This is a genomic window from Friedmanniella luteola (assembly GCF_900105065.1).
In the GTDB taxonomy this organism is placed as follows: domain Bacteria; phylum Actinomycetota; class Actinomycetes; order Propionibacteriales; family Propionibacteriaceae; genus Microlunatus; species Microlunatus luteolus.
This window is the reverse complement of the sequence record NZ_LT629749.1, coordinates 2310522-2336680: the sequence shown is the minus strand read 5'-3', so window position 1 is coordinate 2336680 and position 26159 is coordinate 2310522. Positions and strand designations below refer to the sequence as shown.

The 26159-nt window shown below is 74.2% G+C and carries 23 protein-coding genes; 17 read left to right on the top strand and 6 right to left on the bottom strand.

Features of this window, described 5'->3' with window-relative positions; translation table 11 throughout:
* Positions 1 to 47 precede the first annotated feature (47 nt).
* Genes aroC through aroB form a run of 3 tightly spaced genes read left to right on the top strand, consistent with a single transcriptional unit; the run spans position 48 to position 2855 of the window.
* The gene (gene aroC / locus BLT72_RS11065; RefSeq protein ID WP_091412918.1) at positions 48 to 1259 is read left to right on the top strand and encodes a chorismate synthase; all 1212 of its coding nucleotides are present in this window, start codon (positions 48 to 50) and stop codon (positions 1257 to 1259) included.
* The gene (locus tag BLT72_RS11060) at positions 1256 to 1762 is read left to right on the top strand and encodes a shikimate kinase (RefSeq protein WP_091412917.1); all 507 of its coding nucleotides are present in this window, start codon (positions 1256 to 1258) and stop codon (positions 1760 to 1762) included. The genes aroC and BLT72_RS11060 overlap by 4 nt, the downstream gene beginning before the upstream one ends.
* Positions 1755 to 2855 (top strand): 3-dehydroquinate synthase, encoded by a 1101-nt coding sequence (gene aroB, locus BLT72_RS11055; RefSeq protein WP_091412915.1) that lies wholly within the window; start codon positions 1755 to 1757, stop codon positions 2853 to 2855. The genes BLT72_RS11060 and aroB overlap by 8 nt, the downstream gene beginning before the upstream one ends.
* Positions 2856 to 2909: 54 nt before the next feature.
* On the opposite strand, the gene BLT72_RS11050 is transcribed toward aroB, so the two are convergent.
* On the bottom strand, positions 2910 to 3755 hold the full coding sequence (locus BLT72_RS11050; protein WP_157720440.1) for a hypothetical protein: 846 nt from the start codon (positions 3753 to 3755) through the stop codon (positions 2910 to 2912).
* 53 nt (positions 3756 to 3808) lie between these two features.
* Positions 3809 to 4300, bottom strand: coding sequence for a hypothetical protein (locus tag BLT72_RS11045; protein WP_157720438.1), 492 nt, complete (start codon positions 4298 to 4300; stop codon positions 3809 to 3811).
* 214 nt (positions 4301 to 4514) lie between these two features.
* Between BLT72_RS11045 and efp the strand changes: the two genes are divergently transcribed.
* On the top strand, positions 4515 to 5075 hold the full coding sequence (efp, locus tag BLT72_RS11040) for an elongation factor P (RefSeq protein WP_091412909.1): 561 nt from the start codon (positions 4515 to 4517) through the stop codon (positions 5073 to 5075).
* A 16-nt stretch (positions 5076 to 5091) separates the two neighbouring features.
* Positions 5092 to 5547 carry a transcription antitermination factor NusB gene (gene nusB, locus BLT72_RS11035; protein ID WP_091412907.1) on the top strand — a complete coding sequence of 152 codons (456 nt, stop codon included), beginning with the start codon at positions 5092 to 5094 and terminating at the stop codon, positions 5545 to 5547.
* Between the two features lie 80 nt (positions 5548 to 5627).
* Here the strand turns inward: nusB and BLT72_RS11030 are convergent, their stop codons facing one another.
* Entirely contained in the window at positions 5628 to 7499 is a 1872-nt protein-coding gene (locus BLT72_RS11030) for an MFS transporter (protein WP_091412904.1), read from the bottom strand.
* A gap of 54 nt (positions 7500 to 7553) precedes the next feature.
* Positions 7554 to 8057, bottom strand: coding sequence for a MarR family winged helix-turn-helix transcriptional regulator (locus tag BLT72_RS11025; RefSeq protein ID WP_157720436.1), 504 nt, complete (start codon positions 8055 to 8057; stop codon positions 7554 to 7556).
* A gap of 190 nt (positions 8058 to 8247) precedes the next feature.
* Here BLT72_RS11025 and carA point away from each other — a divergent pair, with 190 nt between their 5' ends.
* From carA to metK, 9 genes are all read left to right on the top strand, one after another.
* Positions 8248 to 9456, top strand: coding sequence for a glutamine-hydrolyzing carbamoyl-phosphate synthase small subunit (carA, locus tag BLT72_RS11020; protein ID WP_091412899.1), 1209 nt, complete (start codon positions 8248 to 8250; stop codon positions 9454 to 9456).
* Positions 9456 to 12764, top strand: a complete 3309-nt coding sequence (gene carB / locus BLT72_RS11015; RefSeq protein ID WP_091412897.1) for a carbamoyl-phosphate synthase large subunit — start codon at positions 9456 to 9458, stop codon at positions 12762 to 12764. The genes carA and carB overlap by 1 nt, the downstream gene beginning before the upstream one ends.
* A 10-nt stretch (positions 12765 to 12774) precedes the next feature.
* Positions 12775 to 13884, top strand: a complete 1110-nt coding sequence (locus BLT72_RS11010; protein ID WP_091412895.1) for a quinone-dependent dihydroorotate dehydrogenase — start codon at positions 12775 to 12777, stop codon at positions 13882 to 13884.
* Positions 13881 to 14726 (top strand): orotidine-5'-phosphate decarboxylase, encoded by an 846-nt coding sequence (gene pyrF, locus BLT72_RS11005; RefSeq protein WP_091412893.1) that lies wholly within the window; start codon positions 13881 to 13883, stop codon positions 14724 to 14726. Before BLT72_RS11010 ends, pyrF begins: the two co-directional genes overlap by 4 nt.
* A 73-nt stretch (positions 14727 to 14799) precedes the next feature.
* Positions 14800 to 15141 (top strand): integration host factor, actinobacterial type, encoded by a 342-nt coding sequence (mihF, locus tag BLT72_RS11000; protein WP_091412891.1) that lies wholly within the window; start codon positions 14800 to 14802, stop codon positions 15139 to 15141.
* The gene (gene gmk / locus BLT72_RS10995; RefSeq protein ID WP_091412889.1) at positions 15138 to 15692 is read left to right on the top strand and encodes a guanylate kinase; all 555 of its coding nucleotides are present in this window, start codon (positions 15138 to 15140) and stop codon (positions 15690 to 15692) included. Before mihF ends, gmk begins: the two co-directional genes overlap by 4 nt.
* 121 nt (positions 15693 to 15813) lie before the next feature.
* Positions 15814 to 16131 (top strand): DNA-directed RNA polymerase subunit omega, encoded by a 318-nt coding sequence (gene rpoZ, locus BLT72_RS10990; RefSeq protein WP_091412887.1) that lies wholly within the window; start codon positions 15814 to 15816, stop codon positions 16129 to 16131.
* 82 nt (positions 16132 to 16213) lie between these two features.
* Positions 16214 to 17437: a bifunctional phosphopantothenoylcysteine decarboxylase/phosphopantothenate--cysteine ligase CoaBC gene (gene coaBC, locus BLT72_RS10985; RefSeq protein WP_091412885.1), complete on the top strand. Its 1224-nt coding sequence runs from the start codon at positions 16214 to 16216 to the stop codon at positions 17435 to 17437.
* Between the two features lie 51 nt (positions 17438 to 17488).
* Entirely contained in the window at positions 17489 to 18682 is a 1194-nt protein-coding gene (gene metK / locus BLT72_RS10980; protein WP_091412883.1) for a methionine adenosyltransferase, read from the top strand.
* Between the two features lie 21 nt (positions 18683 to 18703).
* On the opposite strand, the gene BLT72_RS10975 is transcribed toward metK, so the two are convergent.
* The gene (locus BLT72_RS10975; RefSeq protein WP_091412880.1) at positions 18704 to 19963 is read right to left on the bottom strand and encodes a threonine/serine exporter family protein; all 1260 of its coding nucleotides are present in this window, start codon (positions 19961 to 19963) and stop codon (positions 18704 to 18706) included.
* Between the two features lie 91 nt (positions 19964 to 20054).
* Between BLT72_RS10975 and BLT72_RS22225 the strand changes: the two genes are divergently transcribed.
* Entirely contained in the window at positions 20055 to 22157 is a 2103-nt protein-coding gene (locus BLT72_RS22225; RefSeq protein ID WP_157720434.1) for a primosomal protein N', read from the top strand.
* Positions 22158 to 22236: 79 nt separating this feature from the next.
* On the opposite strand, the gene BLT72_RS10965 is transcribed toward BLT72_RS22225, so the two are convergent.
* Positions 22237 to 23616, bottom strand: coding sequence for an HNH endonuclease signature motif containing protein (locus BLT72_RS10965; protein ID WP_157720432.1), 1380 nt, complete (start codon positions 23614 to 23616; stop codon positions 22237 to 22239).
* 209 nt (positions 23617 to 23825) lie between these two features.
* Between BLT72_RS10965 and fmt the strand changes: the two genes are divergently transcribed.
* Both fmt and BLT72_RS10955 read left to right on the top strand, forming a co-directional pair.
* Positions 23826 to 24749, top strand: a complete 924-nt coding sequence (gene fmt / locus BLT72_RS10960) for a methionyl-tRNA formyltransferase (RefSeq protein ID WP_091412875.1) — start codon at positions 23826 to 23828, stop codon at positions 24747 to 24749.
* A 1-nt stretch (position 24750) separates the two neighbouring features.
* Positions 24751 to 26139 (top strand): RsmB/NOP family class I SAM-dependent RNA methyltransferase, encoded by a 1389-nt coding sequence (locus BLT72_RS10955; RefSeq protein ID WP_091412873.1) that lies wholly within the window; start codon positions 24751 to 24753, stop codon positions 26137 to 26139.
* The last annotated feature ends 20 nt before the right edge of the window (positions 26140 to 26159 follow it).

The window sequence follows — 26159 nt, the reverse complement described above, 5'->3', positions numbered from 1 at the left end:
GTGGACGAACCGGGGTCCGCGGGCCGCCGCGTGGAAGACTGACGCCCATGCTCAGATGGCTGACCGCAGGAGAGTCGCACGGCCCGGCCCTGGTGGCGATCCTCGAGGGGATGCCCGCCCACGTGCGGGTGACCACCGACGACATCGCCGACGCCCTGGCCCGCCGCCGGCTCGGTTTCGGCCGCGGCGCCCGGATGAAGTTCGAGGCCGACGCGGTCACCGTGCTGGGCGGGGTCCGGCACGGGGAGACCCAGGGCGGCCCGGTCGCCATCCAGGTCGGCAACACCGAGTGGCCCAAGTGGGAGACCGTCATGTCAGCCGACCCGGTCGACGCGGAGGTGCTGGCCGGCCAGGCCCGCGGCGCCGCCCTGACCCGGCCGCGCCCCGGGCACGCCGACCTCGCCGGCATGCAGAAGTACGACTTCGACGAGGCTCGCCCCGTCCTCGAGCGGGCCAGCGCCCGGGAGACCGCCGCGCGCGTGGCACTCGGCCGGGTGGCCATGGCCTTCCTGCAGCAGGCGCTCGGGGTGACCGTGCTCAGCCACGTCGTGGAGCTCGGCACCGTCGCCGCGCCGGCCGGCGTCGTGCCGACGTTCGCCGACCTCGACGCCGTCGACGCCGACCCCGTCCGCTGCTTCGACCGCGACGCGTCGGCCGCGATGGTGGCCGAGGTGGAGGCCTGCCAGAAGGACGGCGACACCCTGGGTGGCGTCGTCGAGGTCGCGGTGTGGGGACTGCCGCCCGGCCTCGGCTCGCACGTGCACTGGGACCGCCGGCTCGACGCCCGGCTGGCCGGCGCCCTGATGGGCATCCAGGCCATCAAGGGCGTCGAGGTCGGGGACGGCTTCACCCTCGCCCGGACCCGCGGCAGCGCGGCCCACGACGAGATCGTCGCCGGCGAGGGCGGCATCTCCCGCGCCTCGCACCGGTCCGGCGGGACCGAGGGCGGCATGAGCACCGGGGAGCTGCTGCGCGTGCGCGCGGCGATGAAGCCGATCGCCACCGTCCCGCGGGCCCTGCGCACCGTGGACACGGCGACGGGGGAGAACACCGTCGCGCACCACCAGCGCTCGGACGTCTGCGCCGTACCGGCCGCCGGCGTGGTCGCGGAGGCCATGGTGGCGCTGGTCATCGCCGACGCGGTGCTGGAGAAGTTCGGCGGCGACTCGGTCGAGGAGACCAAGCGGAACGCGGAGGCCTACCTCAAGCACGTGGCCGAGCGCGGGCTGTCGGTGGCGCCGGGCGCCGGGCAGGCGTGAGCCGCCCCGTCGTCCTGGTCGGGGCACCCGGCTCCGGCAAGTCCACCACCGGCGCGCTGCTGGCCGAGCGCCTCGGCGTGCCCTTCACCGACGTCGACACCGAGATCGAGCAGCGGGCCGGCCGGAGCATCGCCGCGATCTTCGCCGACGACGGTGAGCCGGCGTTCCGGGCGCTGGAGGAGCAGGTGACGGCCGAGCTGCTCGAGCGACCCGGCGTGCTGTCGCTGGGCGGGGGAGCGGTGCTGTCCCCCGTGACCCGGGCGGCGCTGCGCGGTCACCGGGTCGTCTGGCTGCAGGTGAGCGCCGCGACCGCGGTCTCCCGGGTCGGGCTCAACGAGGCCCGGCCGCTGCTGCTGGGCAACGTCCGGGGCCGGCTGATCAAGCTGCTGGCCGAGCGGACGCCGCTGTACGCCGAGGTGGCGACCGAGCGGGTGGAGACCGACGCCCGCCCGCCCGAGGAGGTCGTCGAGCTGCTGCTGGCGCCGGAGAAGTCCCGTGCCTGACCAGACCCGCATCACCGTCTCGGCGGAGCGGCCCTATGACGTCCTCGTCGGGCACGGACTGCTGGGTGAGCTGCCCGGCCTACTGGGTCCGGACGTGCAACGGGTGGCGCTGATCCACCCACCCACCCTGATCCGGCTCGCCGCCTCCGCGACCCAGGTCCTGGAGACGGCCGGCTACGAGGTCGTCCGCCTCGACGTCCCCGACGCCGAGGCCGCCAAGACGGCGACGGTGGCGGCGTCCTGCTGGTCGGTGCTGGGCAACGCCGGCTTCACCCGGTCCGACGCCGTGGTCGGCCTCGGCGGCGGCTCGACGACGGACCTCGCCGGCTTCGTCGCCGCGACCTGGCTCCGCGGTGTGCGGCTGGTGACGGTGCCGACGAGCCTGCTCGGCATGGTCGACGCGGCCGTCGGCGGCAAGACCGGCATCAACACGCCCGAGGGCAAGAACCTGGTGGGGGCGTTCTACGAGCCCGCCGGGGTGCTCTGCGACCTCGACAGCCTGACGACGCTGCCGCCGGCCGACCTCGTCGGCGGGCTGGCCGAGGTGATCAAGTGCGGCTTCATCGCCGACCCGGCGATCCTCACGCTGGTCGAGACGTCCCCGGACGCGTGCCGGACGCCGGGCTCGCCGGAGCTGCGCGAGCTGGTCGAGCGCTCCGTCCGCGTCAAGGCGGAGGTGGTGTCGGGCGACCTCCGCGAGTCGACGTCGGTCGGGGGTCGGGTGGGGCGCGAACTGCTCAACTACGGTCACACCCTGGGGCACGCCGTCGAGCGGCGCGAGCACTACCGCTGGCGGCACGGCGAGGCGGTCAGCGTCGGGCTGGTCTTCGTGGCCGAGCTGGCGCGCCGGGCGGGGCTGATCGACGACGCTCTCGCCGCGCGGCACGCGGCCGTCCTGTCCAGCGTCGGCCTGCCCGTCCGCTACGAGGCGGGGGCCTTCGACGAGCTGCTGGTCACCATGGGCCTGGACAAGAAGACCCGCGGCTCGACGCTGCGCTTCGTCGTCCTCAACGGCCTGGCCTCGGCCGAGATCCTCGCCGGTCCGTCGGAGGACTTGCTGCGAGAGGCTTACGCCACGGTGAGTGCTGAATAGCTGCACGAATTCGGCGCCGAGAGCTGCGCCTTTTCAGCACTCGCGCGGCAGCGATTACCGGACGAGCACCTGCAGCTCGCCGACGGGGACCTCGGTGCTCGCCGACTGGTAGAAGGGGATCGAGCCGGTGGTGCCGTTGATCGACCAGTCGATCGCCCAGACCGCGTTGGCGGTGACGGTGTACAGGCCCTCGGGCAGCGACGGCTCCTGGTAGGCGTAGCCGCACGAGGGGGACGTCGCGCCGGGCTCGACGGAGCGGGTCCACCGGGTGGTGAGCTCGCGGCAGCGGACGCGGTGACCGTCGCCCATGTCGAAGACGACCTCGACGAGGCGGGCGTCGAGCGACACCGCGAGGTCGAAGACCGAGTCCGCGACCGGCGCCGGGTCCAGGTCGCCCTCGGCCGAGAGCCAGAGCGGGTAGCCGACGGCCGCCATGCCCCACTCGTTGATCTCGGGCGGGGGCCCGACGACGGGCTTCGGTGCGGCGAGGTGGAGCCGGGCCGACGCGATGTAGGCCGCCTGCTCCGGGGTGACGGCCGGCGCGGCGGGGGCGGCAGCGGCCGCTGCCGGGTCTCCCGCGGCACGGATATCGGGCTGGTCGGGCAGGGCGCTCTGCCGGAAGGCCCCGCAGCTCGTCGTCCCGACGGTGTTGATGCACTCGACGAAGGCGGCCTGGACCTGCTTGTTCGCCTCGACCGCAGACTGCAGCTTCTGGCGGTACGCCGTCATCTGCGCCTTGTACTCGTCCTTCGGGAGGTAGGTGAATCTTGACTTGGTAGGCCCCTGCGACTTGGTCGTGCTGTTGCTGGATGGTCGAGCTTGAGCTTGCTTCTTGCCGACCACCTTGGCGACTACTCCGTCGGCGGTTGTCTTCAGCGTTCCGTCGGCGTGCGCTTCCATCGGTGGCGCGAGAGTCAGAGCGGCTAGTACAGCTGTGCACGACGCCACATGTCTCAGTCGCATGAGTCTGCCAATTCTCCCGATCCTGACCACAGTTTCCAGCTTGTCCCCACCTGGCGGACCTCGATAGTGGCCGTCCGAATCTCGCCGTTTTGTGCTTTCCTTCTCGGAATGAGCGTCTGAACTTTTCGCCCGTCCTCGCACACATCGAGCGTCAGCTTGGAAGTGGCATAGCCGCCTGGGCGAACGAAGCCGATGGACTCCTTACCGATGGTCCGACTGTCCGCATCCCTGTAGGAGCGGATCACCTCCGTGAAGGTGGCGAGGTACTCACCCCCGGCGGTCGCCTTCATCACCTTGGTCGGCTCCTTCGCCCCACCCGCCCGGAGCACCCGTCCGTACTCTGCCCGGAACGTCCGGTACGCCTTTTCGGCTGCGGCGTAGTCGAGCCGCTCCTGCCGCTCGGCCGCGGTCTCGGTGGGCGTCGCGGACGAGGCCGTCGGGCTGGGGGAGGGCGTCACCGCCGGGGCCGGCGTGCAGCCCACCAGGACCAGCGTGCAGAGCAGTCCGGCGACCCCGACCCCCGTCCGACCGTCCCCCACCCCACGTCCTCCCCGTACGCGAGCGGCCAGAGTCCCACGGGCGGCAGCCCGCTGTCAGCCCCCGCTGTGGACAACTCCGGTCGGGGCGCTCGAGCGCGTGGGTCTAGACTGAGTGGCTGCCCGTGACGGGCACCTCCATCACGAAGGGTTTCTGCGCGTGGCGTCGACAAATGATCTGAAGAACGGCATGGTCCTCGACCTGGACGGCCAGCTCTGGGCCGTGGTCTGGTTCCAGCACCACAAGCCCGGCAAGGGCAACACGGTGGTCCGGACCAAGCTGAAGCACGTGCTGTCGGGCAAGGTCGTCGACAAGACCTTCAACTCCGACACCAAGGTCGACACCGCCAGCGTCGACCGGCGCGACATGCAGTACCTGTACCACGACGGCTCCGGCTTCGTCTTCATGGACACCTCGACCTACGAGCAGGTGAGCATCAGCGACGACACCGTCGGCGAGGCGAAGAACTTCCTCCTCGAGGAGCAGGTGGCGACCGTGGCCATCCACGAGGACAACCCGCTCTACATCGACCTGCCCGCCTCGGTCGAGCTGGTCATCACCTACACCGAGCCCGGCCTGCAGGGCGACCGCAGCACCGGCGGCACCAAGCCCGCCACGCTGGAGACCGGCCTGCAGATCCAGGTCCCGCTGTTCATCACCAACGGCGAGAAGGTCAAGGTGGACACCCGCACGGGGGACTACCTGGGCCGGGTCGCCTGACCTGACCGCGAGCAGCATGACCGAGCCCGAGCGTCCCCGCAGCCTCTCCACCCGGAGCAAGGCCCGCAAGCGCGCCCTCGACATCTTGTTCGAGGCCGAGCTGCGGGGGAACGACCCGCTGGAGACGCTGGCGGCGAGCACGGACCGGGCCGACCCACCCGTCCGGGACTACACCGCCACCCTGGTGCGCGGCGTGGCCTCGCACCGCACCGAGATCGACCGGCGGATCGCCTCCTGCATGGCGACGAGCTGGACCGTCGAGCGGATGCCGCGGGTGGACCGGGCGGCGGCGCGGATCGCCGTCTACGAGATCGACTTCGGCGAGGTGCCCGACCCCGTCGCGGTGGCCGAAGCCGTCGCGCTGGTCGGGGACCTCAGCACCGACGACTCGCCGGGCTACCTCACGGGGCTGCTCAGCGCGGTGCTGGCCACCAAGACCCCCGACGCCGAGCCGCCGGCCCAGTCGGCCTGACCGACCTGCAGCGCAGACGACCGAGCGGCCGCCCCCCTCCGGGGACGGCCGCTCGTCGCGTCCGGGGAGCGCGAGGGCGTTCAGCCCTGCAGGATCTTCTCCCCGACCCGCTCGGTCAGGTCGGCCTCCGTCGCCTTGAGCATCCGGATCCGCTCCTGTCGGACCGCCAGCTCGGCGTCGGCCTCGGTGAGGATCCGCTCGGCCTCCAGCCGGGCCAGCCGCGTCAGCCGGTCGGCCGTGCGCTGGCTCTCCAGCAGCAGCTGCCGGGCCTGGTCCTGGGCCACCGACAGCACGTCGAGTGCACCGGCGCAGAGCCGCTCGCGCTCCGAGTCCGCGACCCGCGTCGTGAGCCCGGGCTCGGGCTCGGGCCCGGCCGCGTCGTTCCCGTCCGCGGTGGCCGTCGTGGCGGTGGCCGCGGTGAGCCCGACGGTGTCGCGCAGCGGGACCTCGCGGACCAGCAGGACCGCGATCAGGGTGACCACGGAGATGACGGCCGCGATGACGAACAGCAGGCCGAAGGCGTCACCGTAGGCGACGTGCACGATCGTCTGGACCGGGGCGGGCAGGTCCTTGATGTCGAGGCTGCCGCCGGCACCGGCCCCCGCGGCCGGCAGCCCGGCCGAGGTCAGGCCGGCGGTGATGTTGCGGGCGACGTGGTTGGCCAGGATGGCGCCGAGCACCGCGACGCCGACCGCCCCGCCGAGGGAGCGGAAGAAGGTGATGGTCGCGGAGGTGGAGCCGACGTCGCGGACGTCGACGGTGTTCTGCACGGCCAGCACGATGTTCTGGATCAGCGCACCGACGCCGACGCCCAGGACGGCCATGGCGAGGCCGACCTGCCAGTAGGGGGTGGAGTGGTCGATGGTGCCGAGCCCGACCAGGCCGGCGACCAGCGCGACCGCGCCGACGACCATGAGCGGCTTCCACCGGCCGGTCCGGGTGACGACCTGACCGCCGACGGTCGAGGTGAGCATCTGGCTGATGATCAGCGGGATGGTCATCAGGCCCGCCCGGGTGGCGGAGTGCCCGCCGGCCAGCTGGAAGTACTGGGTGAGGAAGGTGCTGCTGCCGAACATCGCGACCCCGACGGCGAGGCTCGCGATGATCATGAGGACCGTGGTCCGGTTGCCCAGCAGGCGGATCGGCACCATCGGCTCGCTGGCCCGGAGCTCGGTGAGCACAGCCAGGGTGACGGCGACGGCGAAGGCGGCGAGGAACACGCCGGACTGCCAGGAGACCCACGCGTAGTCGGAACCGGCGAAGGTCACCCAGAGCATGGGCAGCCCGGCGACGAGCGCGATCAGCACCGCACCGAGGTAGTCGATCCGGACGTGGCGGCGACCGCCGGTGGTCCGCAGGGTGGCCTGCAGCGCGACGAGTGCGAGCACGGCGAGCGGCACGCAGACGAAGAAGCACCAGCGCCAGTTGGCGTTGTCGGTGATCACGCCGCCCAGCAGGGGACCCGAGACCGTGCTGACCGCCATCACCGCACCCATGTAGCCGGCGTAGCGGCCGCGCTGCCGCGGCGGGATGAGCGCGCCCATGATCGACTGCGTCAGCGCCACCAGGCCGCCCATGCCGAGGCCTTGCAGGGCGCGGAAGCCCATCATCGGCGGCACGGTCTGGGACAGGCCGGCGCCGACCGAGCCGGCGACGAAGATCACGATCGCCAGCTGGACGAGGACCTTCTTGTCGAACAGGTCGGAGAGCTTGCCCCAGATGGGCGTGCTGATCGTCATCGCGAGCAGCGACGACGTGATCACCCACGTGTACTGGCGCTGGGTGCCACCGAGGTCGGCCATGATCGTCGGCAGCGCGGTGGAGACGATCGTCGTCGACAGCATCGCGGTGAAGAGGGCGGCGAGCAGCCCCGTCATCACCTTGAGGATCTGCTGGTGGGTGAGCGCGCCCTGCGCCCGCTCGGGCGGGGCGGCGACTGCGGTGGTGGTCATGCGTGCCTTCGTGGTGGTGGTGGTGGTGGTGGACGGTGCTGGGTCGTGGGTGGATCAGGAGGTGGTGGGGCGTGGACCACGGCCCGTGCTGGCGGGGTCCAGGCCTTCGGCGAGGTCGGACTCCAGGCGGCTCATCAGCCGGGTGAGGGTGACCACGTCGTCGGTGTCCCAGCGCTCGAGCACCGGGGTCACCCGGTCGGTGAACTCCCGGCGGGCCGCCTCGAGCCGCTCACGCCCCGCGGACGTCAGGGCCAGCCGGGCGGCGCGGGCGTCGTCGGGGTCGTCGGTGCGCTCGACGAGGCCCTCGTGCTCCAGCGGGACCACGGCACGGGAGACCACGGACGGCGCGATCTGCAGCCGGGCCGCGAGGTCCCCGCCGCGGGCGGCGCCACCGGCCAGGCTCGTGAGGATGCCGAGCGGCGTGCCGCTCAGCCCGAACCGGACCTGGTGGCGGTGGCTGACGGCGCGGGCGGTGCGGATCAGCCGACCGAGGACGTCGAGCAGCCCGGTCGTCGCCGCCGCCCGGTCGCCGGGCTGCTGGTCCTGCGTCGCCGTCATCAGGCCTCCCCGTCGCTCGTCGCCGCACGTCCAGGTCGACGTACAGATGCATAGCGTAACTAATCGTCGCTTTGTTCCCGGGTGGGTCTCGCCGCCGTCGGGACGGGCGGTCGCGAGGTCACCGGCTGGTAGCGTGTCCGGCGATCTTCCAACCTTTAAGACCTGTCCTGTGAGGCAGGAAAGGACGGGCATGAGCACAGCCGATTCGACGCGTCCAGATCCCTCCGACCTCCGTCCACCGGCAGCGCTGCTGGTGCTCGAGGACGGCCGCACCTTCACCGGCCGGGCCTACGGAGCGGTGGGTGAGACCTTCGGCGAGGCGGTGTTCGCCACCGGGATGTCGGGCTACCAGGAGACCCTGACCGACCCCAGCTACCACCGGCAGGTCGTCGTGGCCACCGCGCCGCACATCGGCAACACCGGCTGGAACGACGAGGACGACGAGTCGGGGCAGATCTGGGTCGCGGGCTACGTCGTCCGCGACGCCGCGCGGGTGCCCTCCAGCTGGCGGTCCCGCCGCAGCCTCGAGGCCGAGCTCGCGGCCCAGGGGATCGTCGGCGTGCAGGACGTCGACACCCGCGCCCTCACCCGCCACCTGCGCGAGCGCGGGGCCATGCGGGTCGGCCTCTCCAGCGTCGAGACCGACCCGGCGGCCCTCCTGCAGCGGGTCCAGGCGGCCCCCGCGATGACGGGCGCCCACCTCGCCGACGAGGTGACCACCCGCGCCGGCTACGTCGTCGCCGCCGAGGGCGAGACCCGGCACCGGGTGGTCGCCGTCGACCTCGGCATCAAGACCATGACCCCGCGGCAGATGGCCCAGCGCGGCATCGAGGTGCACGTCGTGCCCGCCACCGCGACCTTCGCGGAGGTGGCGGCGCTGCGACCGGACGGCGTCTTCTTCTCCAACGGCCCCGGCGACCCGGCCGCGACCGACGGCCCGGTCGACCTGCTCAAGGCGGTCCTCGGCGCCGGCATCCCGTACTTCGGGATCTGCTTCGGCAACCAGATCTTCGGCCGCGCGCTGGGCTTCGGCACCTACAAGCTGGACTACGGCCACCGCGGGCTCAACCAGCCGGTGATGGACCTGCGCACCCGCCGCGTCGAGGTCACCTCGCACAACCACGGGTTCGCCGTCGACGCGCCGCTCGACCGCCCCACCACCACCCCGTTCGGCACGGCCACGGTCAGCCACGTCGGCCTGAACGACCAGGTGGTCGAGGGTCTCGAGCTCCGCGACGACGAGGGCCGGGTGCTCGGGTTCTCCGTCCAGTACCACCCCGAGGCCGCCGCCGGCCCGCACGACGCCAACTACCTCTTCGACCGCTTCGTCGAGGTGATGGCCCGCCGACCCTGCGACGGGCCCAGGACAGGCCAAGCTCAGGGAACGGAGAACGCCTGATGCCCCGCCGCACCGACCTGCGCACGATCCTGGTCATCGGGTCCGGCCCGATCGTCATCGGCCAGGCCAGCGAGTTCGACTACTCCGGCACCCAGGCGTGCCGGGTGCTCAAGGAGGAGGGCTTCCGCGTCGTCCTGGTCAACTCCAACCCGGCGACGATCATGACGGACCCGGAGTTCGCCGACGCCACCTACATCGAGCCGATCACCCCCGCCTTCGTCGAGCAGGTGATCGAGCGGGAGCGCCCCGACGCGCTGCTCGCCACGCTGGGCGGCCAGACCGCGCTCAACGCCGCCGTCGCCCTGCACGAGAACGGTGTCCTGGAGAAGTACGGCGTCGAGATGATCGGGGCCTCCTTCGACGCCATCCAGCGCGGGGAGAACCGCGAGCAGTTCAAGGCGATCGTCGAGAACCTCCGGGGCATCGTCGGCGGCGTCGCCGAGGTCGCCCGCAGCTACGTCTGCCACACCATGGACGACGTGCTGGCCGCCGCGGGCGAGCTGGGCTACCCGCTCGTCGTCCGGCCGAGCTTCACCATGGGCGGCGTCGGCTCCGGCTTCGCGCACGACGAGACCGACCTGCGCCGGATCGCCGGCGCCGGCCTGTCCGCCAGCCCCACCACCGAGGTGCTGATCGAGGAGTCGATCCTCGGCTGGAAGGAGTACGAGCTCGAGGTCATGCGCGACCGCGCGGACAACGTCGTGATCGTCTGCTCCATCGAGAACTTCGACCCGATGGGCGTGCACACCGGCGACTCGATCACCGTCGCGCCGGCCATGACGCTGACCGACCGCGAGTACCAGTTCATGCGGGACGTGGCCATCGGCATCATCCGCGACGTGGGCGTCGACACCGGCGGCTGCAACATCCAGTTCGCGATCGACCCCGCGACCGGTCGGATGATCGTCATCGAGATGAACCCGCGGGTCTCGCGCTCCAGCGCCCTGGCCAGCAAGGCGACGGGCTTCCCGATCGCCAAGATCGCCGCGAAGGTCGCCGTCGGGTACACCCTCGACGAGATCCCCAACGACATCACCGGGGTCACCCCGGCCAGCTTCGAGCCGACGCTGGACTACGTCGTCGTCAAGGTGCCGCGCTTCGCCTTCGAGAAGTTCCCCTCCGCCGACTCCACGCTGACCACGCACATGAAGAGCGTCGGGGAGGCGATGGCCATCGGCCGGAACTTCACCGAGGCGCTGGGCAAGGCGCTGCGCAGCCTGGAGGACCCCAAGGCGCCGTTCGACTTCGCCACCGTGGTGCAGACGCCGGTCGAGGAGCTGCTGGCGGCCGCCTCCCGTCCGCACGACGGCCGGATCGGCCTGGTCATGCAGGCCCTGCGGGCCGGCGCCACCCCGGAGCAGGTCTTCGCGGCCACGAAGATCGACCCCTGGTTCGTCGACCAGCTCGTCCTCGTGCTCGAGGTGGCCGAGACGGTCCGCCACGCGCCCGAGCTGACGGTCGACGTGCTGCGCCTGGCCAAGCGGCACGGCCTGTCCGACGCGCAGGTCGCCGCCCTGCGGCACCTGCGCGAGGACGTCGTCCGTGGCGTCCGCTGGGCGCTCGGCCTGCGGCCGGTCTACAAGACCGTCGACACCTGCGCCGCCGAGTTCGCCGCGCGCACGCCCTACCACTACAGCTCCTACGAGACCGAGTCCGAGGTGATGCCGCGCGAGAAGCCGGCGGTGCTCATCCTGGGCAGCGGACCGAACCGGATCGGTCAGGGCATCGAGTTCGACTACTCCTGCGTGCACGCCGCGATGGCCCTCTCGGCCGCCGGCTACGAGACCGTGATGGTCAACTGCAACCCGGAGACCGTCTCCACCGACTACGACACCGCCGACCGGCTCTACTTCGAGCCGCTGACGCTGGAGGACGTGCTCGAGGTGGTGCACGCCGAGCAGCAGGCCGGCCCGGTCGCGGGGGTGATCGTCCAGCTCGGCGGCCAGACGCCGCTGCGGTTGGCGCAGGGGCTCAAGGACGCCGGCGTGCCGATCGTCGGCACCAGCCCGGAGGCCATCCACCTGGCCGAGGAGCGCGGGGCGTTCGGCGAGGTGCTCGACGCCGAGGGGCTGCCCGCCCCCAAGCACGGCCTGGCCCGCTCGTTCACCGAGGCCAAGACGATCGCGGACGAGATCGGCTACCCGGTCCTGGTCCGGCCGTCCTACGTGCTGGGTGGCCGCGGCATGGAGATCGTCTACGACGAGGCGTCGCTGTCGTCCTACATCGGACGGGCGACCGAGGTCTCGCCCGCCCACCCGGTGCTGGTCGACCGGTTCCTCGACGACGCCGTCGAGATCGACGTCGACGCGCTCTACGACGGCACCGACCTGTACCTGGGCGGCGTGATGGAGCACATCGAGGAGGCGGGCGTGCACTCCGGCGACTCCGCCTGCGCGCTGCCGCCGATCACCCTGGGCGCCGAGGTCGTGATGAGGATCCGCGACTCGACCGAGAAGATCGCCCGCGGCGTCGGCGTCCGCGGCCTGATCAACATCCAGTTCGCGCTGGCCGGCGACACCCTCTACGTGCTCGAGGCCAACCCGCGCGCGTCGCGGACCGTGCCCTTCGTGTCCAAGGCGACGGGCACCCAGCTCGCCAAGGCGGCGGCGCGGGTGATGCTCGGCACGAGCATCGCCGACCTGCGCACGGAGGGCCTGCTGCGCCCCACCGGCGACGGCTCGGACGAGAGCACGACCGGCCCGATCGCCGTCAAGGAGGCGGTGATGCCCTTCAACCGGTTCCGGACCGTCGACGGCATCTCCGTCGACACCATCCTCGGCCCGGAGATGAAGTCGACCGGTGAGGTGATGGGGCTCGACCTCGGGTTCGGCACCGCCTTCGCCAAGAGCCAGGTCGCCGCGTTCGGCCCGCTGCCCACCTCGGGCACCGTCTTCGTCTCGGTGGCCAACCGGGACAAGCGCAACGTCGTGTTCCCGGTCAAGCGGCTGGCCGACCTCGGCTTCGCCCTCGTCGCCACCGCGGGCACCGCCTCGATGCTGCGCCGGCACGGCGTCACGGTGACGACCGTCCGCAAGTACAGCCAGGGGCCGGGTCCGGACGGGGAGAAGACGGTCGTCCAGGCCATCCTCGACGGGGAGGTCGACCTGATCTTCAACACCCCGCACGGCCTCAGCCCCGACGGCCGGCCGCGCTTCGACGGCTACGAGATCCGCACGGCCGGGGTGCTCCGCAACGTCCCGTGCATCACCACGGTGCAGGGGCTCGCGGCCGCGGTGCAGGGCATCGAGGCGATCATGGCCGGCGACGTCGGCGTCCGCTCGCTGCAGTCCTGGGCCGAGGCCCGCTGAGCCCGCCCGGATGACCCCCGACACCTGGCTGCTGGACCGCGGCTACCGCCGGCTGCTGCGGCCCGTGCTCTTCCGTGCCGCCGGCGGCGACCCCGAACGGGTGCACGACGCCACCCTGGCCGCGCTGCACCGGGTCGGGGAGAACCGGCCGGTCCGGGCGGCGCTGGCCGCGCTCCTCGCCCGGCACCGGGACCCGGTCCGGGTCGCCGGGATCGACTTCCCCGGCCGGGTCGGCGTCGCCGCCGGGCTGGACAAGAACGGTCTGGGCCTGCGCGCCTGGGGGGCGCTCGGCTTCGGCTTCGCCGAGCTCGGCACCGTGACCAGCCAGGGCCAGCCCGGCAACCCGTCCCCGCGGCTGTTCCGGCTGCCCGAGCACCAGGCGATCATCAACCGGATGGGCTTCAACAACGCTGGCGCGGCGGCCCTGGCCGCCCGGCTGGCGGCGGCCGACGTGGTGCGCGGCAACGGCGCGGTCGGCCTCCCGCTCGGCATCAGCCTCGGCAAGACCGGGACGACGCCGCTCGCGGAGGCGACCGCGGACTACCTCGCCTCCTTCCGGCTGCTCGCCGGCTACGCCGACTACGTCGCCGTCAACGTCTCCAGCCCCAACACACCGGGCCTGCGCTCGCTGCAGGACGCGGACGCGCTCCGCGAGCTGGTGGGCACCCTGGTGGCCGAGGCCGCCCGCCGTGACCCCGACCGGCCGGTCCCCGTCTTCGTGAAGCTGGCTCCCGACCTGAGCGACGACGCCCTCGAGGAGCTGCTGGCCGTCTGCACCACCGCCGGCGCCGCCGGGCTGGTCGCCACCAACACGACGCTGGCCCGCGACGCGGTCGCCGGGCACCGGCACGCCGACGAGGCGGGCGGGCTCTCCGGCTCCCCGCTGGCCGCCCGGGCCCGCGCCGTCGTCGCCTTCCTCACCGCCCGCACCGCGCTGCCCGTGATGGGGGTCGGCGGCATCCTGACCGCCGACGACGGGCGGGCCATGCTCGACGCCGGCGCCGCCCTGCTGCAGGTCTACAGCGGCTACATCTACCGCGGCCCGGCGCTCGTCGCCGAGCTCAACCGGCTCACGCCCGGGGGGCCGACCACGCTGGACGAAGGGATGACGGACCGATGACAGCGCCGCGCGCGAGCTACGGGGAACGGCTGCAGCAGGTCGTGGGGGAGCGGGGGCCGCTCGCCGTCGGGATCGACCCGCACCCCGGCGTGCTGGCGGCCTGGGGGCTCGCCGACGACGTCGCCGGGCTCGAGGCGTGCGCGCGCGGCATGGTGGAGGCGCTGGCCGGCGAGGTCGCCGTGTTCAAGCCGCAGTCGGCCTTCTACGAGGCGCACGGCGCGGCCGGGGTCGCCGTCCTCGAGCGGGTGCTCGCCGACATCACGGCCGCCGGCGCGCTGTCCCTGCTCGACGTCAAGCGCGGTGACATCGGTTCCACCATGGACGCCTACGCTCGCGCCTACCTGACCGACGGCTCCCCGCTGGCCGCCGACGCCGTCACCCTCAGCCCCTACCTCGGGTTCGGCTCCCTCGACGGCGCCGTCCGGCTGGCGGCGGAGCGCGGCCGCGGCGTCTACGTGCTGGCCCTCACCAGCAACCCCGAGGGCCCGCAGCTGCAGCACGCCCGCACCACCGACGGCCGCCTCGTCGGCCAGCTGGTGGTGGACGAGGCCGCCGCTCGCAACCCGGGCCCCGGGCTCGGCCACGTCGGCGTGGTGGTCGGTGCGACCATCGGCTCGACCGGCGTCGACTTCCGCCACCTGAACGGGTCGATCCTCGCACCCGGCATCGGCGCGCAGGGCGGCACGGCGGCCGACCTCGCCGCCGTGTTCGGCCCGGCCGCGCCGCTGGTGCTGCCGACGACGAGCCGTGAGGTGATGGGCGCCGGGCCGGACCCGGAAGCGCTCCGGGACGCCGCGCGGACGACGCTGGCCGCGATGCGCGCCGTGCTCTCCGTGGGGTAGGTTTCGAGACTCACGCAGGTCGCCTCCCGCCGCCGGTGCGGGGCGGCTGGAGTTCGCAGATGAGGACGCACGAGTGACCATTCCCCCCTTGAGCGACGAGCAGCGCCAGCTCGCCCGGCACGCCGCCACCGAGGCACGGCGTCGTCGTGCCGAGGTGAAGCAGGCGCTCCGCACCGGCAGCCGCACGCTCGCCGAGGTGCTGGCCCAGGCCGAGCAGGACGACGTCGTCGCCCACACCAAGGTCGTCGACGTGCTCAAGTCGCTGCCCCGGGTCGGGGCCGTGCGCGCCACCCGGGTGATGGAACGCCTCGACATCGCGCCGAACCGCCGGCTGCGCGGGCTCGGCAAGCACCAGAGCGCCGCCCTCGTCGCCGAGTTCCCGGCCGCGGGCGCCTCCGCCGACTCTCCCGCGTGAGCTCGGTCGGACTCACGGTGCTGTCCGGCCCGACCGCCGTCGGGAAGGGCACCGTCGTCACGCAGCTGGCCGCTGACCACCCCGAGATCTTCGTCTCCGTGTCCGCCACCACCCGGCCCCCGCGCCCCGGGGAGGTCGACGGCGTGCACTACCTCTTCGTCTCCGAGGCGGAGTTCGACGCCCTGGTCGCCGACGGCGCCCTGCTCGAGTGGGCCGTCGTGCACGGCGTGCACCGGTACGGCACCCCGCGGGCGCCCGTCGTGTCCGCGGTCGAGGCGCACCGGCCGGCGCTGCTGGAGATCGACCTGCAGGGCGCCCGGCAGGTCCGCGACGCCTGGCCGGAGGCCCGGTTCGTGTTCCTGGCCCCGCCGACGTGGGAGGAGCTGGTCCGCCGGCTGGTGGGCCGCGGCACCGAGTCGGAGGCGCAGCGGGAGCGCCGCCTGCAGACCGCCCGGGAGGAGCTGGCCTCGGCCAGCGAGTTCGACCACGTCATCGTGAACGGCGAAGTAGGCCAGGCCGTGGCGGAGTTGGTAGCCTTGACTCGTCTGTGACGACAGACGCCCCATCTCAGCGCAGTCCGGCTCGACGAGCCGGCGGCTGCGCTGCGCTGGACCCGGCCTCCCAAGCCGGTCCCGCGGGGGGTCACCCGAGCTGAAAACCGAAGGTATCTCCGTGACTGTCCACCCCGTCGCCGAAGGCATCACCAACCCGCCGATCGACGAGCTGCTCACCCGTTCGGACTCCAAGTACAAGCTGGTGCTGTTCGCGGCCAAGCGCGCCCGCCAGATCAACGCCTACTACTCCCAGCTGGGCGAGGGCCTCCTCGACCACGTCGGCCCGCTGGTCGAGACCGGCCCGCAGGAGAAGCCGCTCTCCATCGCCCTGCGCGAGGTGAACGCCGGCAAGCTCAACTGCATCGACATCGACCCGGACGCCGAGGAGGCCGAGCAGGCCGCGCCCCAGGGCCCCACCCTGGTCGAGCCCGCCTGACCCGCCGCACCCTGCCCGTGGACCCGGTCCTGGGGGATCGTCCCCCGCTGCGCTGGCAGCTCCCCCAGGGGCCGGTGCACCGGTGAGCCGCGTCGTCCTCGGCGTCGCCGGCGGGATCGCCGCCTACAAGGCGTGCGAGCTGCTGCGCCGGCTGCTGGCCGCCGGGCACGAGGTCACCGTGGTGCCGACCGACGCCGCGCTGCAGTTCGTCGGCGAGGCGACCTGGGCCGCCCTCTCCGGTCGACCGGTGCACACCGGCGTCTGGGCCGACGCCCACCGCGTGCCGCACGTGAAGCTGGGGCAGGAAGCCGACCTCGTGGTCGTCGCCCCGGCCACCGCCGACCTGCTGGCCCGCGCGGCCACCGGACGCGCCGACGACCTGCTCACCAACGTGCTCCTCACCGCCCACGGACCCGTCGTCATGGCGCCGGCGATGCACACCGAGATGTGGCTGCACGCGGCCACCCGCGCCAACGTGGAGACCCTCCGCTCCCGGGGGGTCGTCGTCGTCGACCCGGACTCCGGCCGGCTCACCGGCCCCGACTCCGGACCCGGCCGGCTGCCGGACCCCGCCGAGCTGGCCGCCGTGGTGGAGAGCGTCCTCGCCGACGCCGCCGTCGCCGGCCGCGCCGCCGGGCAGGACCTCGCGGGGCTGCGCGTCGTCGTGTCGGCCGGCGGCACCCGCGAGCACCTCGACCCGGTCCGCTTCCTCGGCAACGCCTCCTCCGGCCTGATGGGCTGGGCGCTGGCCCGCGCCGCCCGGCTGCGCGGCGCCGAGGTCACCCTCGTCGCGGCCAACGTCGACCGGCCGGCGCCCCCTGGGGTCCCGGTCACCACCGTCACCTCGACAGCCGACCTCGCGGCCGCGGTCACCGCCGCGGCCGGGAACGCCGACGTCGTGGTGATGGCCGCCGCGCCCGCCGACTTCACGCCGGCCGCGGCCAGCGGCACCAAGATCAAGAAGTCCGGCGACGGGGGCCTGGAGCTGGACCTGGTCCAGACCGCCGACGTGCTGGCGGGGCTGGTCCGGGCCCGGACGGACCCGCGCCAGGTGCTCGTCGGTTTCGCCGCCGAGACGCCCGACGGGGACGCCGACCTGCTGGAGCTGGGCCGGGCCAAGCTGGCCCGGAAGGGCTGCGACCTGCTGGTGCTCAACGCCGTCGGACCGGGCCTGGTGTTCGGGCAGCCCGACAGCGAGATCACGCTGCTGACCCCGGAGGGGTCGGACGGACCGCACGCCGGGAGCAAGGACACGCTGGCCCACATCATCTGGGACACCGCCCTCTCCCTGCGCTCGTCCCGGTAGGTTGGCCCGACCGGCGCAGCCGCCGGTCCAGCCAGCGAGGAAGACGAGGCCATGGCGCGCAGACTGTTCACCTCCGAGTCGGTCACCGAGGGTCACCCCGACAAGATCGCCGACCAGATCAGCGACACGGTCTTGGATGCGCTGCTCGAGCAGGACCCCACCAGCCGGGTGGCCGTGGAGTGCCTGGTCACCACCGGCCTGGTCGTCGTGGCCGGTGAGGTGACCACCGAGTCCTACGTCGAGATCCCCGGCCTGGTGCGGCAGAAGATCATCGACATCGGCTACGACTCCTCCACCAAGGGGTTCGACGGGGCGTCGTGCGGCGTCACCATCGCCATCGGCCAGCAGTCGCCCGACATCGCGCAGGGCGTCGACACCGCCGTCGAGTCCCGGACCGGCTCCTCGGTCGACGCGCTGGACGCCCAGGGCGCCGGCGACCAGGGGCTGATGTTCGGCTACGCGTGCGACGACACCGCCGCGCTGATGCCGCTGCCGATCGACCTCGCGCACCGGCTCGCCGAGCAGCTCTCCGCCGTCCGCAAGGACGGGACGATGCCCTACCTGCGTCCGGACGGCAAGACCCAGGTCACCATCGAGTACGACGGCGACCGGCCCGTCCGGCTGGACACCGTGGTGCTGTCCAGCCAGCACGCCGCCGACATCGACCTCGACGCGCTGCTCGCCCCGGACGTCCGCAAGCACGTCGTCGAGCCGGTCCTGGAGCGCTACCAGATCGACAGCTCCGACTACCGGCTGCTGGTGAACCCGACCGGCCGCTTCGAGATCGGCGGGCCGATGGGCGACGCGGGGCTCACCGGCCGCAAGATCATCGTCGACACCTACGGCGGGATGGCCCGGCACGGGGGCGGCGCCTTCTCGGGCAAGGACCCGTCGAAGGTCGACCGCTCCGGCGCCTACGCGATGCGCTGGGTGGCCAAGAACGTCGTGGCCGCCGGTCTCGCCCGCCGCTGCGAGGTCCAGGTGGCCTACGCCATCGGCAAGTCGCACCCCGTCGGCTTCTACGTCGAGACGTTCGGCACCGAGACGGTGCCGGTCGGCCAGATCACCGACGCCGTGCTGGCCACCTTCGACCTGCGTCCGGCGGCCATCATCCGCGACCTCGACCTCAAGCGCCCGGTCTACGGCCCGACGGCCGCGTACGGCCACTTCGGCCGGGAGCTGGCCGGCCTCACCTGGGAGGTCACCGACCGCGCCGACGCCCTCGCGGCGGCCGTCCGCGGCTGACGGCGGGCCCTCGGGCCCGCGTCAGCGGGCCATCAGCGAGCGTCGGCGCGCCCGCCGCACCGCGCCGCGGACCGACTGCGCGACCGCGGCGCCGACGAGCAGGCCCAGCGCGATCGCGGTGACCACCCCCAGGACGCCCAGCGCCGCCGCGACCGAGCCGCCCGGGTCGACGGCGAGCTGGGTGGTCGAGAGCAGCCCCAGGCTGCCCGGGACCAGCAGCCAGAACGACGGCAGGAAGACGACGAGCCGGGGCAACGTCGGCTTCACCGCCTCCACCCCCGACGCGCCGAGACTGGCGGCGAGGGCGCCGGCGAAGCTGCCCAGCACCGGGCCGGACAGGGCCTGGCCGATCGACTGGGCCGCGAAGGCCAGCACGAGGGTGATGGCGATGAAGGGCAGCAGGCGCAGCGACGGGCTCTCCAGCAGCCCGATCCCGACCGTGATCAGCGCCAGCCCCAGCGGCGCCGCCCACCACCCCAGCTCGTCTACGCGCTGGTTGGTCAGGGCGGCCGTCGGCACGGCGAACAGCCGGGCCGCCGCGACGATGCCGAGGGTGAACAGCAGCAGCTGCACGATGCCGAAGACCAGCCGGGCGGTGCCGGCGACCATGTCGCCGCTGGCCAGCTCCGACATCGCGGTGACGATCAGCGCCCCGGGCAGCAGCACCGCGAGGGGCGGCAGCAGCGTCCGCAGCGGGCCCTCCAGCAGGTCGGCGTCGACCGCGGCGAAGACGAGGCAGGCCAGCACGAAGGCGGCGACGGTCGGCAGCAGGGTGCTGAGCAGCCGGAACCGCTGGCTGAGCCGGAACAGGGCGACCACCACGGTGCCGCCGACGGCCGCGAAGGCGACGTTCGCCCGGCCCGGCTGCAGGATGAGCGCGATCCCGACGGCGATCCCCACCCAGCCGAGGTTGGCCAGCCAGAGCGGGTACCGCGACGGTCGCGCGCTGAGGGCCAGCAGGGCGCCGGTCGCCTGCTCGATGGTCATCGAGCCCTCGACCAGCTGGTAGCGGATCGTCCGGACCTCCGCGGCCTGGTCCAAGCGCAGCGAGCCCTTCACGCCCTCGAAGGTGGCTGGCTCCCCGCTGCTGACGGCGATCGTCACCCCCGTCGGGCCGGCGGCGACCTGGGCGTCGGGGTGGCCCAGCCGGCTGGCGACCTCGACCACCTCGTCCTCGACGTCGGAGACGGGCTGGCCGGTCGCCACCATGGCGGCGGCGAGCGCGACCAGCAGGCGTCGCACCTGCAGGTCGGACGGGTCGGCGGGCGTGCGCAAGGTCATGGCTCCTCGTCGGTCGGTCCGGGACCGCCGCTCGTCCACAGGTGTGGTGCGCGGGGCCGGGTCTGTCGGACCCCTCTGCCTATCATCGAGCGTGCCTCCCAGGACGGACGTCGAGACGAGCCCCGCGGACCGCGCGGCGCCGTCGGTGGCCGTCGCGCCCGCCCCCGGGCCGCCGCCCCCGCACACGCCGGCCGAGGTCCGGCCGGTCGGCCGGGTCGTCCTCGACCTGCCGCTGAGCCACCTCGACCGGCCCTTCGACTACACGGTCTCCCGCGCCCAGGACGCCGACGCCGTCCCCGGCGCCCGCGTCCGGGTGCGCTTCGCCGGCAAGCAGCGCGACGGCTTCCTGCTGGAGCGCCGGGAGGCCAGCGACCACGACGGGGCGCTCAGCCCGCTCGCCAAGGTCGTCTCGGCCGAACCCGTGCTCACCCCGGAGGTGGCGCGGCTGGTCCGCGGCGTCGCCGACCACTACGCGGGCAGCTTCTCCGACGTGATGCGGCTGGCGGTGCCGCCCCGGCACGCCGCGACCGAGAAGGCGGCGCCCGGCGCCGGCCCGTCCGCCGACCTGCCCGACGCCCCGCCGCAGCCCTTCGGCGCGTACCCCGCGGGTCCGGGGTACCTGGCCGCGCTCGCCGACGGCCGGAGCCCCCGCGCCGCGTGGCAGGTCACGCCCAGCGCCGACGCGAGCGGGGACTGGGCCCTCGGACTGGCCGCGGCGGCCCGGGCCGCCGTCGAGGGCGGACGGGGCGCGGTCCTCGTGGTCCCCGACCAGCGGGACGTGGAGCAGCTCAAGCAGGCCTGCGCGGCGGCGCTGGGGCCGACCGGCTTCGCGGTGCTCGTCGCCGAAGCCGGCCCCGCCGCGCGCTACCGGGCCTTCCTGCGGGCGCTGCGCGGCGAGGTCAAGGTGGTGATCGGCAACCGGGCGGCCGCCTTCGCACCGGTCCGCGACCTCGGGCTGGTGGCGCTCTGGGACGACGGCGACGACCTGCTGGCGGAGCCGCGCGCACCCTACCCGCACGCCCGCGAGGTGCTGGCGCTGCGCGCCGCCCAGCAGGGCGCCGGCGCGCTGTTCGCCGGCTACGCCCGGACCGCCGAGGTGCAGGCCTGGGTGGAGCAGGGCTGGCTGCGCGAGCTGGCCCAGGACCGCGTCGCACTCCGGCACACCGCCCCGCACGTCAAGGTCAGCGCCGACACCGACCGGGCCCTCGAGCGCGACCCGGCCGCCCGCGCCGCCCGGCTGCCGCACGAGGTCTTCACGCTGATGCGGTCCGTGCTGCCGCAGGGGCCGGTGCTGGTGCAGGTGCCCCGGGCCGGCTACCTCGTCGCGCTCGTCTGCCAGGACTGCCGCGAGCCCGCCCGCTGCCGGCACTGCGGCGGCCCCACCCGCGCCGGGCGCGGGCGGACGGGGGACGGGCCGCAGGCCACCTGCACCTGGTGCGGACGGCTGCAGGTCGGCTGGGAGTGCCCGATCTGCGGGTCGCACCGCTTCCGCGCGCCCGTGGTCGGGTCCGAGCGGACGGCCGAGGAGCTCGGCAAGGCGTTCCCCGGCACGGCCGTCCGGCAGTCGAGCGCCGGCCAGGTCGCGGCGACCGTGCCGGCCACGTCGGCCATCGTCGTGGCCACCCCGGGGGCCGAGCCGCGGGCGGAGGGCGGGTACGCCGGAGCAGTGCTGCTCGACACCCCGCTGCTCCTGCTCCGCGCCGACCTGCGCGCGACCGAGGAGGCGCTGCGGCGCTGGCTCAACGCCGTCGCCCTCGTCCGCAGCGGCAGCGACGGCGGCTCGGTGATCGCGGTGGGGGAGAGCTCCGGTCGTGCCCTGCAGGCGCTGGTCCGGGTCGACCCGGCAGGGCTGGCCTCGCGCGAGCTGGTCGACCGGGCGGACGCCCACTTCCCGCCGGCCGCCAAGCTGGTGACGGTCGAGGGCCGGCCCGAGGCGCTGGCCGAGTTCATCGAGCTGGCCCAGCTGCCTCCGAACGCCGAGCTCCTGGGGCCTGTCGCCCTGCCGCCCGAGCGCCGCCCGGGCGAGCCCGCCGCGCTGGCGGGCGACGTCGGGCTGTCCCGGCTCACCCTGCGCGCCCCGCGGTCCGAGGGCGCCGCCCTGGTGCGGGCCGCCAAGGACGTCGCGGCCATCCGCAGCGCCCGCAAGAGTGACGGTGCCCTGCGGATCCGCGTCGACCCCGTCACCGTCGGCTAGCCCTCCCGCGCACGGGAGCCGACGAGCGCGCGGCGCGAGTCCGGAGCAGGTCGACGGCTCAGGGTGGTGGGTGCTCCGGTCATCCCGTGGAGGTGAGGGCGGGTGCTCGGACCGGCGGGCCGGTCCGCGGCAGCGCGAGGCGGGTGTTGCGCAGCGGCTGCTGGTCGTGGTCGACGAGCCGGGGCGGGATCCACTCGGGCAGGCGGTCCTCACCGAGGCGGCAGGTCCAGCCCCGGGAGGCGAAGTTGTGGTGGTGGTAGCGGCAGAGCAGCGTCAGGTTGTCGAGGTCGGTGGGTCCGCCCTCGATCCAGGGGACGATGTGGTGGCGTTCGCACCACGTGGGCGGGAGGTCGCAGCCGGGGAAGCTGCACCCCCGGTCGCGGGCGGCGAGGGCGAGGGTCTGGCTGGGGGAGGCGATCCGCCGGGTGCGGCCCAGGGTCAGGACCGCCCCAGCGCGGTCGAGCACGGTCGGGATGATCTCGGCGGCGGAGGCGAGCTCCAGCAGCGTCCCCGTCGGGATGAGGGTGCCGTCCGAGGTCTGGCCGAAGCCGGTGCGTTCGCGCAGGCTGTCGTGGTCGATGGTGACGAGGACCGTGGCCGGGATGCCGCCCGACTCGGGCAGGTCACCGGAGCGGAGGATGCGGTCGCAGACCTCCTCGAGCGCGTCGTGCACCCGCTGGCCGTGGGTCCGCTCGTCCGGGACCTCCACCGTCCCGACCTGGAGACCCGGCACGGTGTCGGTCCGCGGTCTGGCCAAGGGGTCCAGCACGGCTCGGAGCTTGACGCCGACGGGTCCGGTCAGACGGAGCTCGCCGCGCCAGCTGCCGTCGCGGGCGGCTCGGAGCTCGACGTGGCGACGGTCCTCGTTCAGCCGCTCCTGGGGTCGGCTGCCGTCCCCGTCGAGGTGGTCGACCCACCGTTCGGTGCAGACACGCAGGTCACCGGGGCCGAAGACGAGGGCGAGATCGGTCAGCTCGCGGTCGCCCCGGCTGACCGCTGCCCGGTCGTAGCCGGGGCCGTCGACCCGGAGGAGCCCGCGGCGGATGATCTCGACCTGGTCGGGTGTGACCCGGCCGTCACGCTGCGCGGCGGCCAGCCCCGGCCGGAGGGGCGGGAGCAGCGCGCCGAGCGGGCTGACCCGGTCGCCGACCTGCTCCGACGCCCGGACCCGGCGGTAGGCCTCGGCGGGGGAGATCCGCAGCGCCTGCGTGAGCACCCGGGTGAGGCGTCCCTGGCCGAGGGTGCCGGCGACATCGCGTGCGGCCGCATCCCGCAGCGCGCGGTGGTCGACCAGCGGCAGCCGGGTTCCGCACCAGCTCCAGGTCCTGCAGGAAGGCCACCAGACCGACGGCGTCCAGCTGGTCCAGGCCGCCCGCCTCCACCGCGGCCAGCAGGTCGGCCACGGCCTGGTCGAGCGCCGCCAGCCGCCTGGCCACTGCCGTGGTCGTCCCCACCTCACCGTCCATGCCCGAAGGCTATTCGAGCCTGTGTTCGAATACGATGCTCGGCGGACCACGGACAACACCTGAGCCGGTACGGACAACACCACTCGGTCGGCGACGGTCGGGGTCTGACGGCGACGGGACGGGTCAGCCGGGCACCAGCGCCGACCCCGGCCAGCCCGTGCACCGCGGCGGCCCACGGTCGACCGGCCACTAGGCTCGTCCGGTGCGCATCGTCTTCGCCGGGACCCCTGAGGTGGCCCTGCCCCCGCTGGAGGCGCTGGTCGCCTCCCGCCACGACGTCGTCGCGGTCGTCACCCGCCCCGACGCCCCGGCGGGGCGGGGAAAGAAGCTGACCCCGAGCCCGGTGGCCGCGCGGGCGGCCGAGCTGGGCCTGGAGACGTTGACCCCCCGCCGGCCGCGGGACGAGGACTTCGTCGCCCGGCTCATCGCGCTCGCCCCCGACTGCTGCCCGGTCGTCGCCTACGGCGCGCTGCTGCCGCAGCGCGTCATCGACGTGCCCCGGCACGGCTTCGTCAACCTGCACTTCTCGCTGCTCCCCGCGTGGCGCGGCGCGGCCCCGGTCCAGCACGCCCTGCTGGCCGGTGACGCGGTCACCGGGGCGACGACGTTCCAGATCGTCCTGGAGCTGGACGCCGGTCCCACCTACCTGCGGGTCTCGGAGCCGGTCCGGCCGGACGACACGGCGGGCGACCTCCTGCAGCGGCTCGCCGTCTCCGGCGCGGAGCTGCTGGTCCAGACGCTGGACGGGATCGAGGACGGCACCCTCACCGCGGAGCCGCAGCCGGTGGAGGGGGTCAGCTTCGCCCCGAAGATCGAGGTCGACGACGCCCGCGTCGACTGGACGCTCCCGGCCGAGGTCGTCGACCGCCGGATCCGCGGGTGCACGCCCGCCCCCGGCGCCTGGACGACGCTCGACGGCGAACGGCTGAAGCTCGGCCCGGCGGTGCCCGTCGACGGGGCCCTGCCCCCCGGCCGGCTGCAGGTGGGGAAGGCGGCGGTGCTCGTGGGCACGGGCAGCACCCCGCTGCGGCTCGGCCAGGTGCAGGCCCCGGGCAAGCGGCCGATGGCCGCCGCCGACTGGGCGCGCGGGGTCCAGCTGCCGGTCGACGCGGCGCTGGGCGCCTGAGGTGGCCGCACCCGCCCGCGGACGGCGCAAGCCCGACCGCGCCCGCCGGCTCGCCTTCGACGCCCTCCGGCTGGTCAACGGGGACGGCGCCTACGCCAACCTCGTGCTGGCCGACCTGCTCGCCGAGCGGCACCTCGAGGGCCGGGACGCGGCCTTCGCCACCGAGCTGGTGGCCGGCACGTGCCGCTGGCAGGGCACCTACGACGCGGTCATCGTCGCGGCGTCCGGCCGCACCCTCGGCAGCCTGCAGCCCGCCGTGCTGGACCTGCTCCGGCTCGGCGCCCACCAGGTGCTCGCGCTGCGGGTCCCCAGCCACGCCGCCGTCGCCGCGATGGTCGACCTGGCGGCCGCCACGGTGGGGGAACGGGTCACGGGGCTGGCCAACGCGGTGCTGCGGCGGGTCGCCGCCCGCGACCTCGAGGGGTGGCTGGACCTGCTCGGCGCCGGGCTCGACCGTCGCGACACGCTCGCGCTGCGGACGGCCCACCCGCGCTGGGTCGTCGACGCCCTGGCCGACGTGCTGCCCGAGGACGAGCTGGCGCCGGCCCTGGAGGCGGACAACGTCAACCCTGCGGTCACGCTGGTGGTCCGGCCCGGGCTGGCCGAGGTCGGCGAGCTGCTGGCCGCCAGGGCGGAGCCGGCGACGTGGTCGCCCTTCGCTGCCCGCTGGACGGGCTCGCCGTCGGCCCTGCCGGCGGTGCGCGAGGGCCGCGCCGGCGTCCAGGACGAGGGCTCGCAGCTGGTGGCCTGGGGGCTGACCCGGGCATCCGCACCCGCCGGTCCCTGGCTCGACCTGTGCGCCGGACCGGGCGGCAAGACCGCCCTGCTGGCCGGGCTGCTGGGGGAGGGCGACGGCCCGGTGGTCGCGGTCGAGCCGTCGGCGCACCGCGCCACGCTGGTGGCGTCGGGGCTCCGGGGGCACGCGGCCGACCGCAGCCTCGTCCTCCAGGCCGACGGCACCCGCCCGGCCTGGCCTCGGGCCACCTTCGCCCGGGTGCTGGTCGACGTGCCCTGCACCGGTCTGGGTGCGCTGCGCCGCCGGCCCGAGGCGCGCTGGCGCCGGGCCGACACGGCAGTGGAGCAGCTCCACCCCCTCCAGTGCGCGCTGCTCGCGTCGGCGCTCGACGCCACCGCACCGGGCGGGGTGGTCGGCTACGTCACCTGCTCACCGCACCGGCGCGAGACCGTGGACGTCGTCACCGAGACCCTGGCCGGGCGGGACGACGTGACGGTGCTGCCGGCGGCCGGGCTGCTGCCGGACGTGCCCGGGGCGGCCCTGGGCGACTTCCTGCAGCTCTGGCCCCACCGGCACGGCACCGACGCGATGTTCGCCGCGTACCTGCGGGTGGGTGCCGCCGCGGCCGCGGGGGCGGACGACCCGTCACGTTAGAGTCGGCTCGTGGTCCGCAT

Bases quoted from the DNA above. Each gene is read 5' to 3' on its own strand.
- nusB (WP_091412907.1), top strand. From the start codon at position 5,092: ATGACCGAGCCCGAGCGTCCCCGCAGCCTCTCCACCCGGAGCAAGGCC.
- BLT72_RS11025 (WP_157720436.1), bottom strand. From the start codon at position 8,057: ATGACGGCGACGCAGGACCAGCAGCCCGGCGACCGGGCGGCGGCGACG.
- BLT72_RS10975 (WP_091412880.1), bottom strand. From the start codon at position 19,963: ATGACCTTGCGCACGCCCGCCGACCCGTCCGACCTGCAGGTGCGACGC.
- BLT72_RS11010 (WP_091412895.1), top strand. From the start codon at position 12,775: ATGACCCCCGACACCTGGCTGCTGGACCGCGGCTACCGCCGGCTGCTG.
- metK (WP_091412883.1), top strand. From the start codon at position 17,489: ATGGCGCGCAGACTGTTCACCTCCGAGTCGGTCACCGAGGGTCACCCC.
- aroC (WP_091412918.1), top strand. From the start codon at position 48: ATGCTCAGATGGCTGACCGCAGGAGAGTCGCACGGCCCGGCCCTGGTG.
- BLT72_RS11050 (WP_157720440.1), bottom strand. From the start codon at position 3,755: ATGGAAGCGCACGCCGACGGAACGCTGAAGACAACCGCCGACGGAGTA.
- carB (WP_091412897.1), top strand. From the start codon at position 9,456: ATGCCCCGCCGCACCGACCTGCGCACGATCCTGGTCATCGGGTCCGGC.
- BLT72_RS11030 (WP_091412904.1), bottom strand. From the start codon at position 7,499: ATGACCACCACCGCAGTCGCCGCCCCGCCCGAGCGGGCGCAGGGCGCG.
- pyrF (WP_091412893.1), top strand. From the start codon at position 13,881: ATGACAGCGCCGCGCGCGAGCTACGGGGAACGGCTGCAGCAGGTCGTG.
- carA (WP_091412899.1), top strand. From the start codon at position 8,248: ATGAGCACAGCCGATTCGACGCGTCCAGATCCCTCCGACCTCCGTCCA.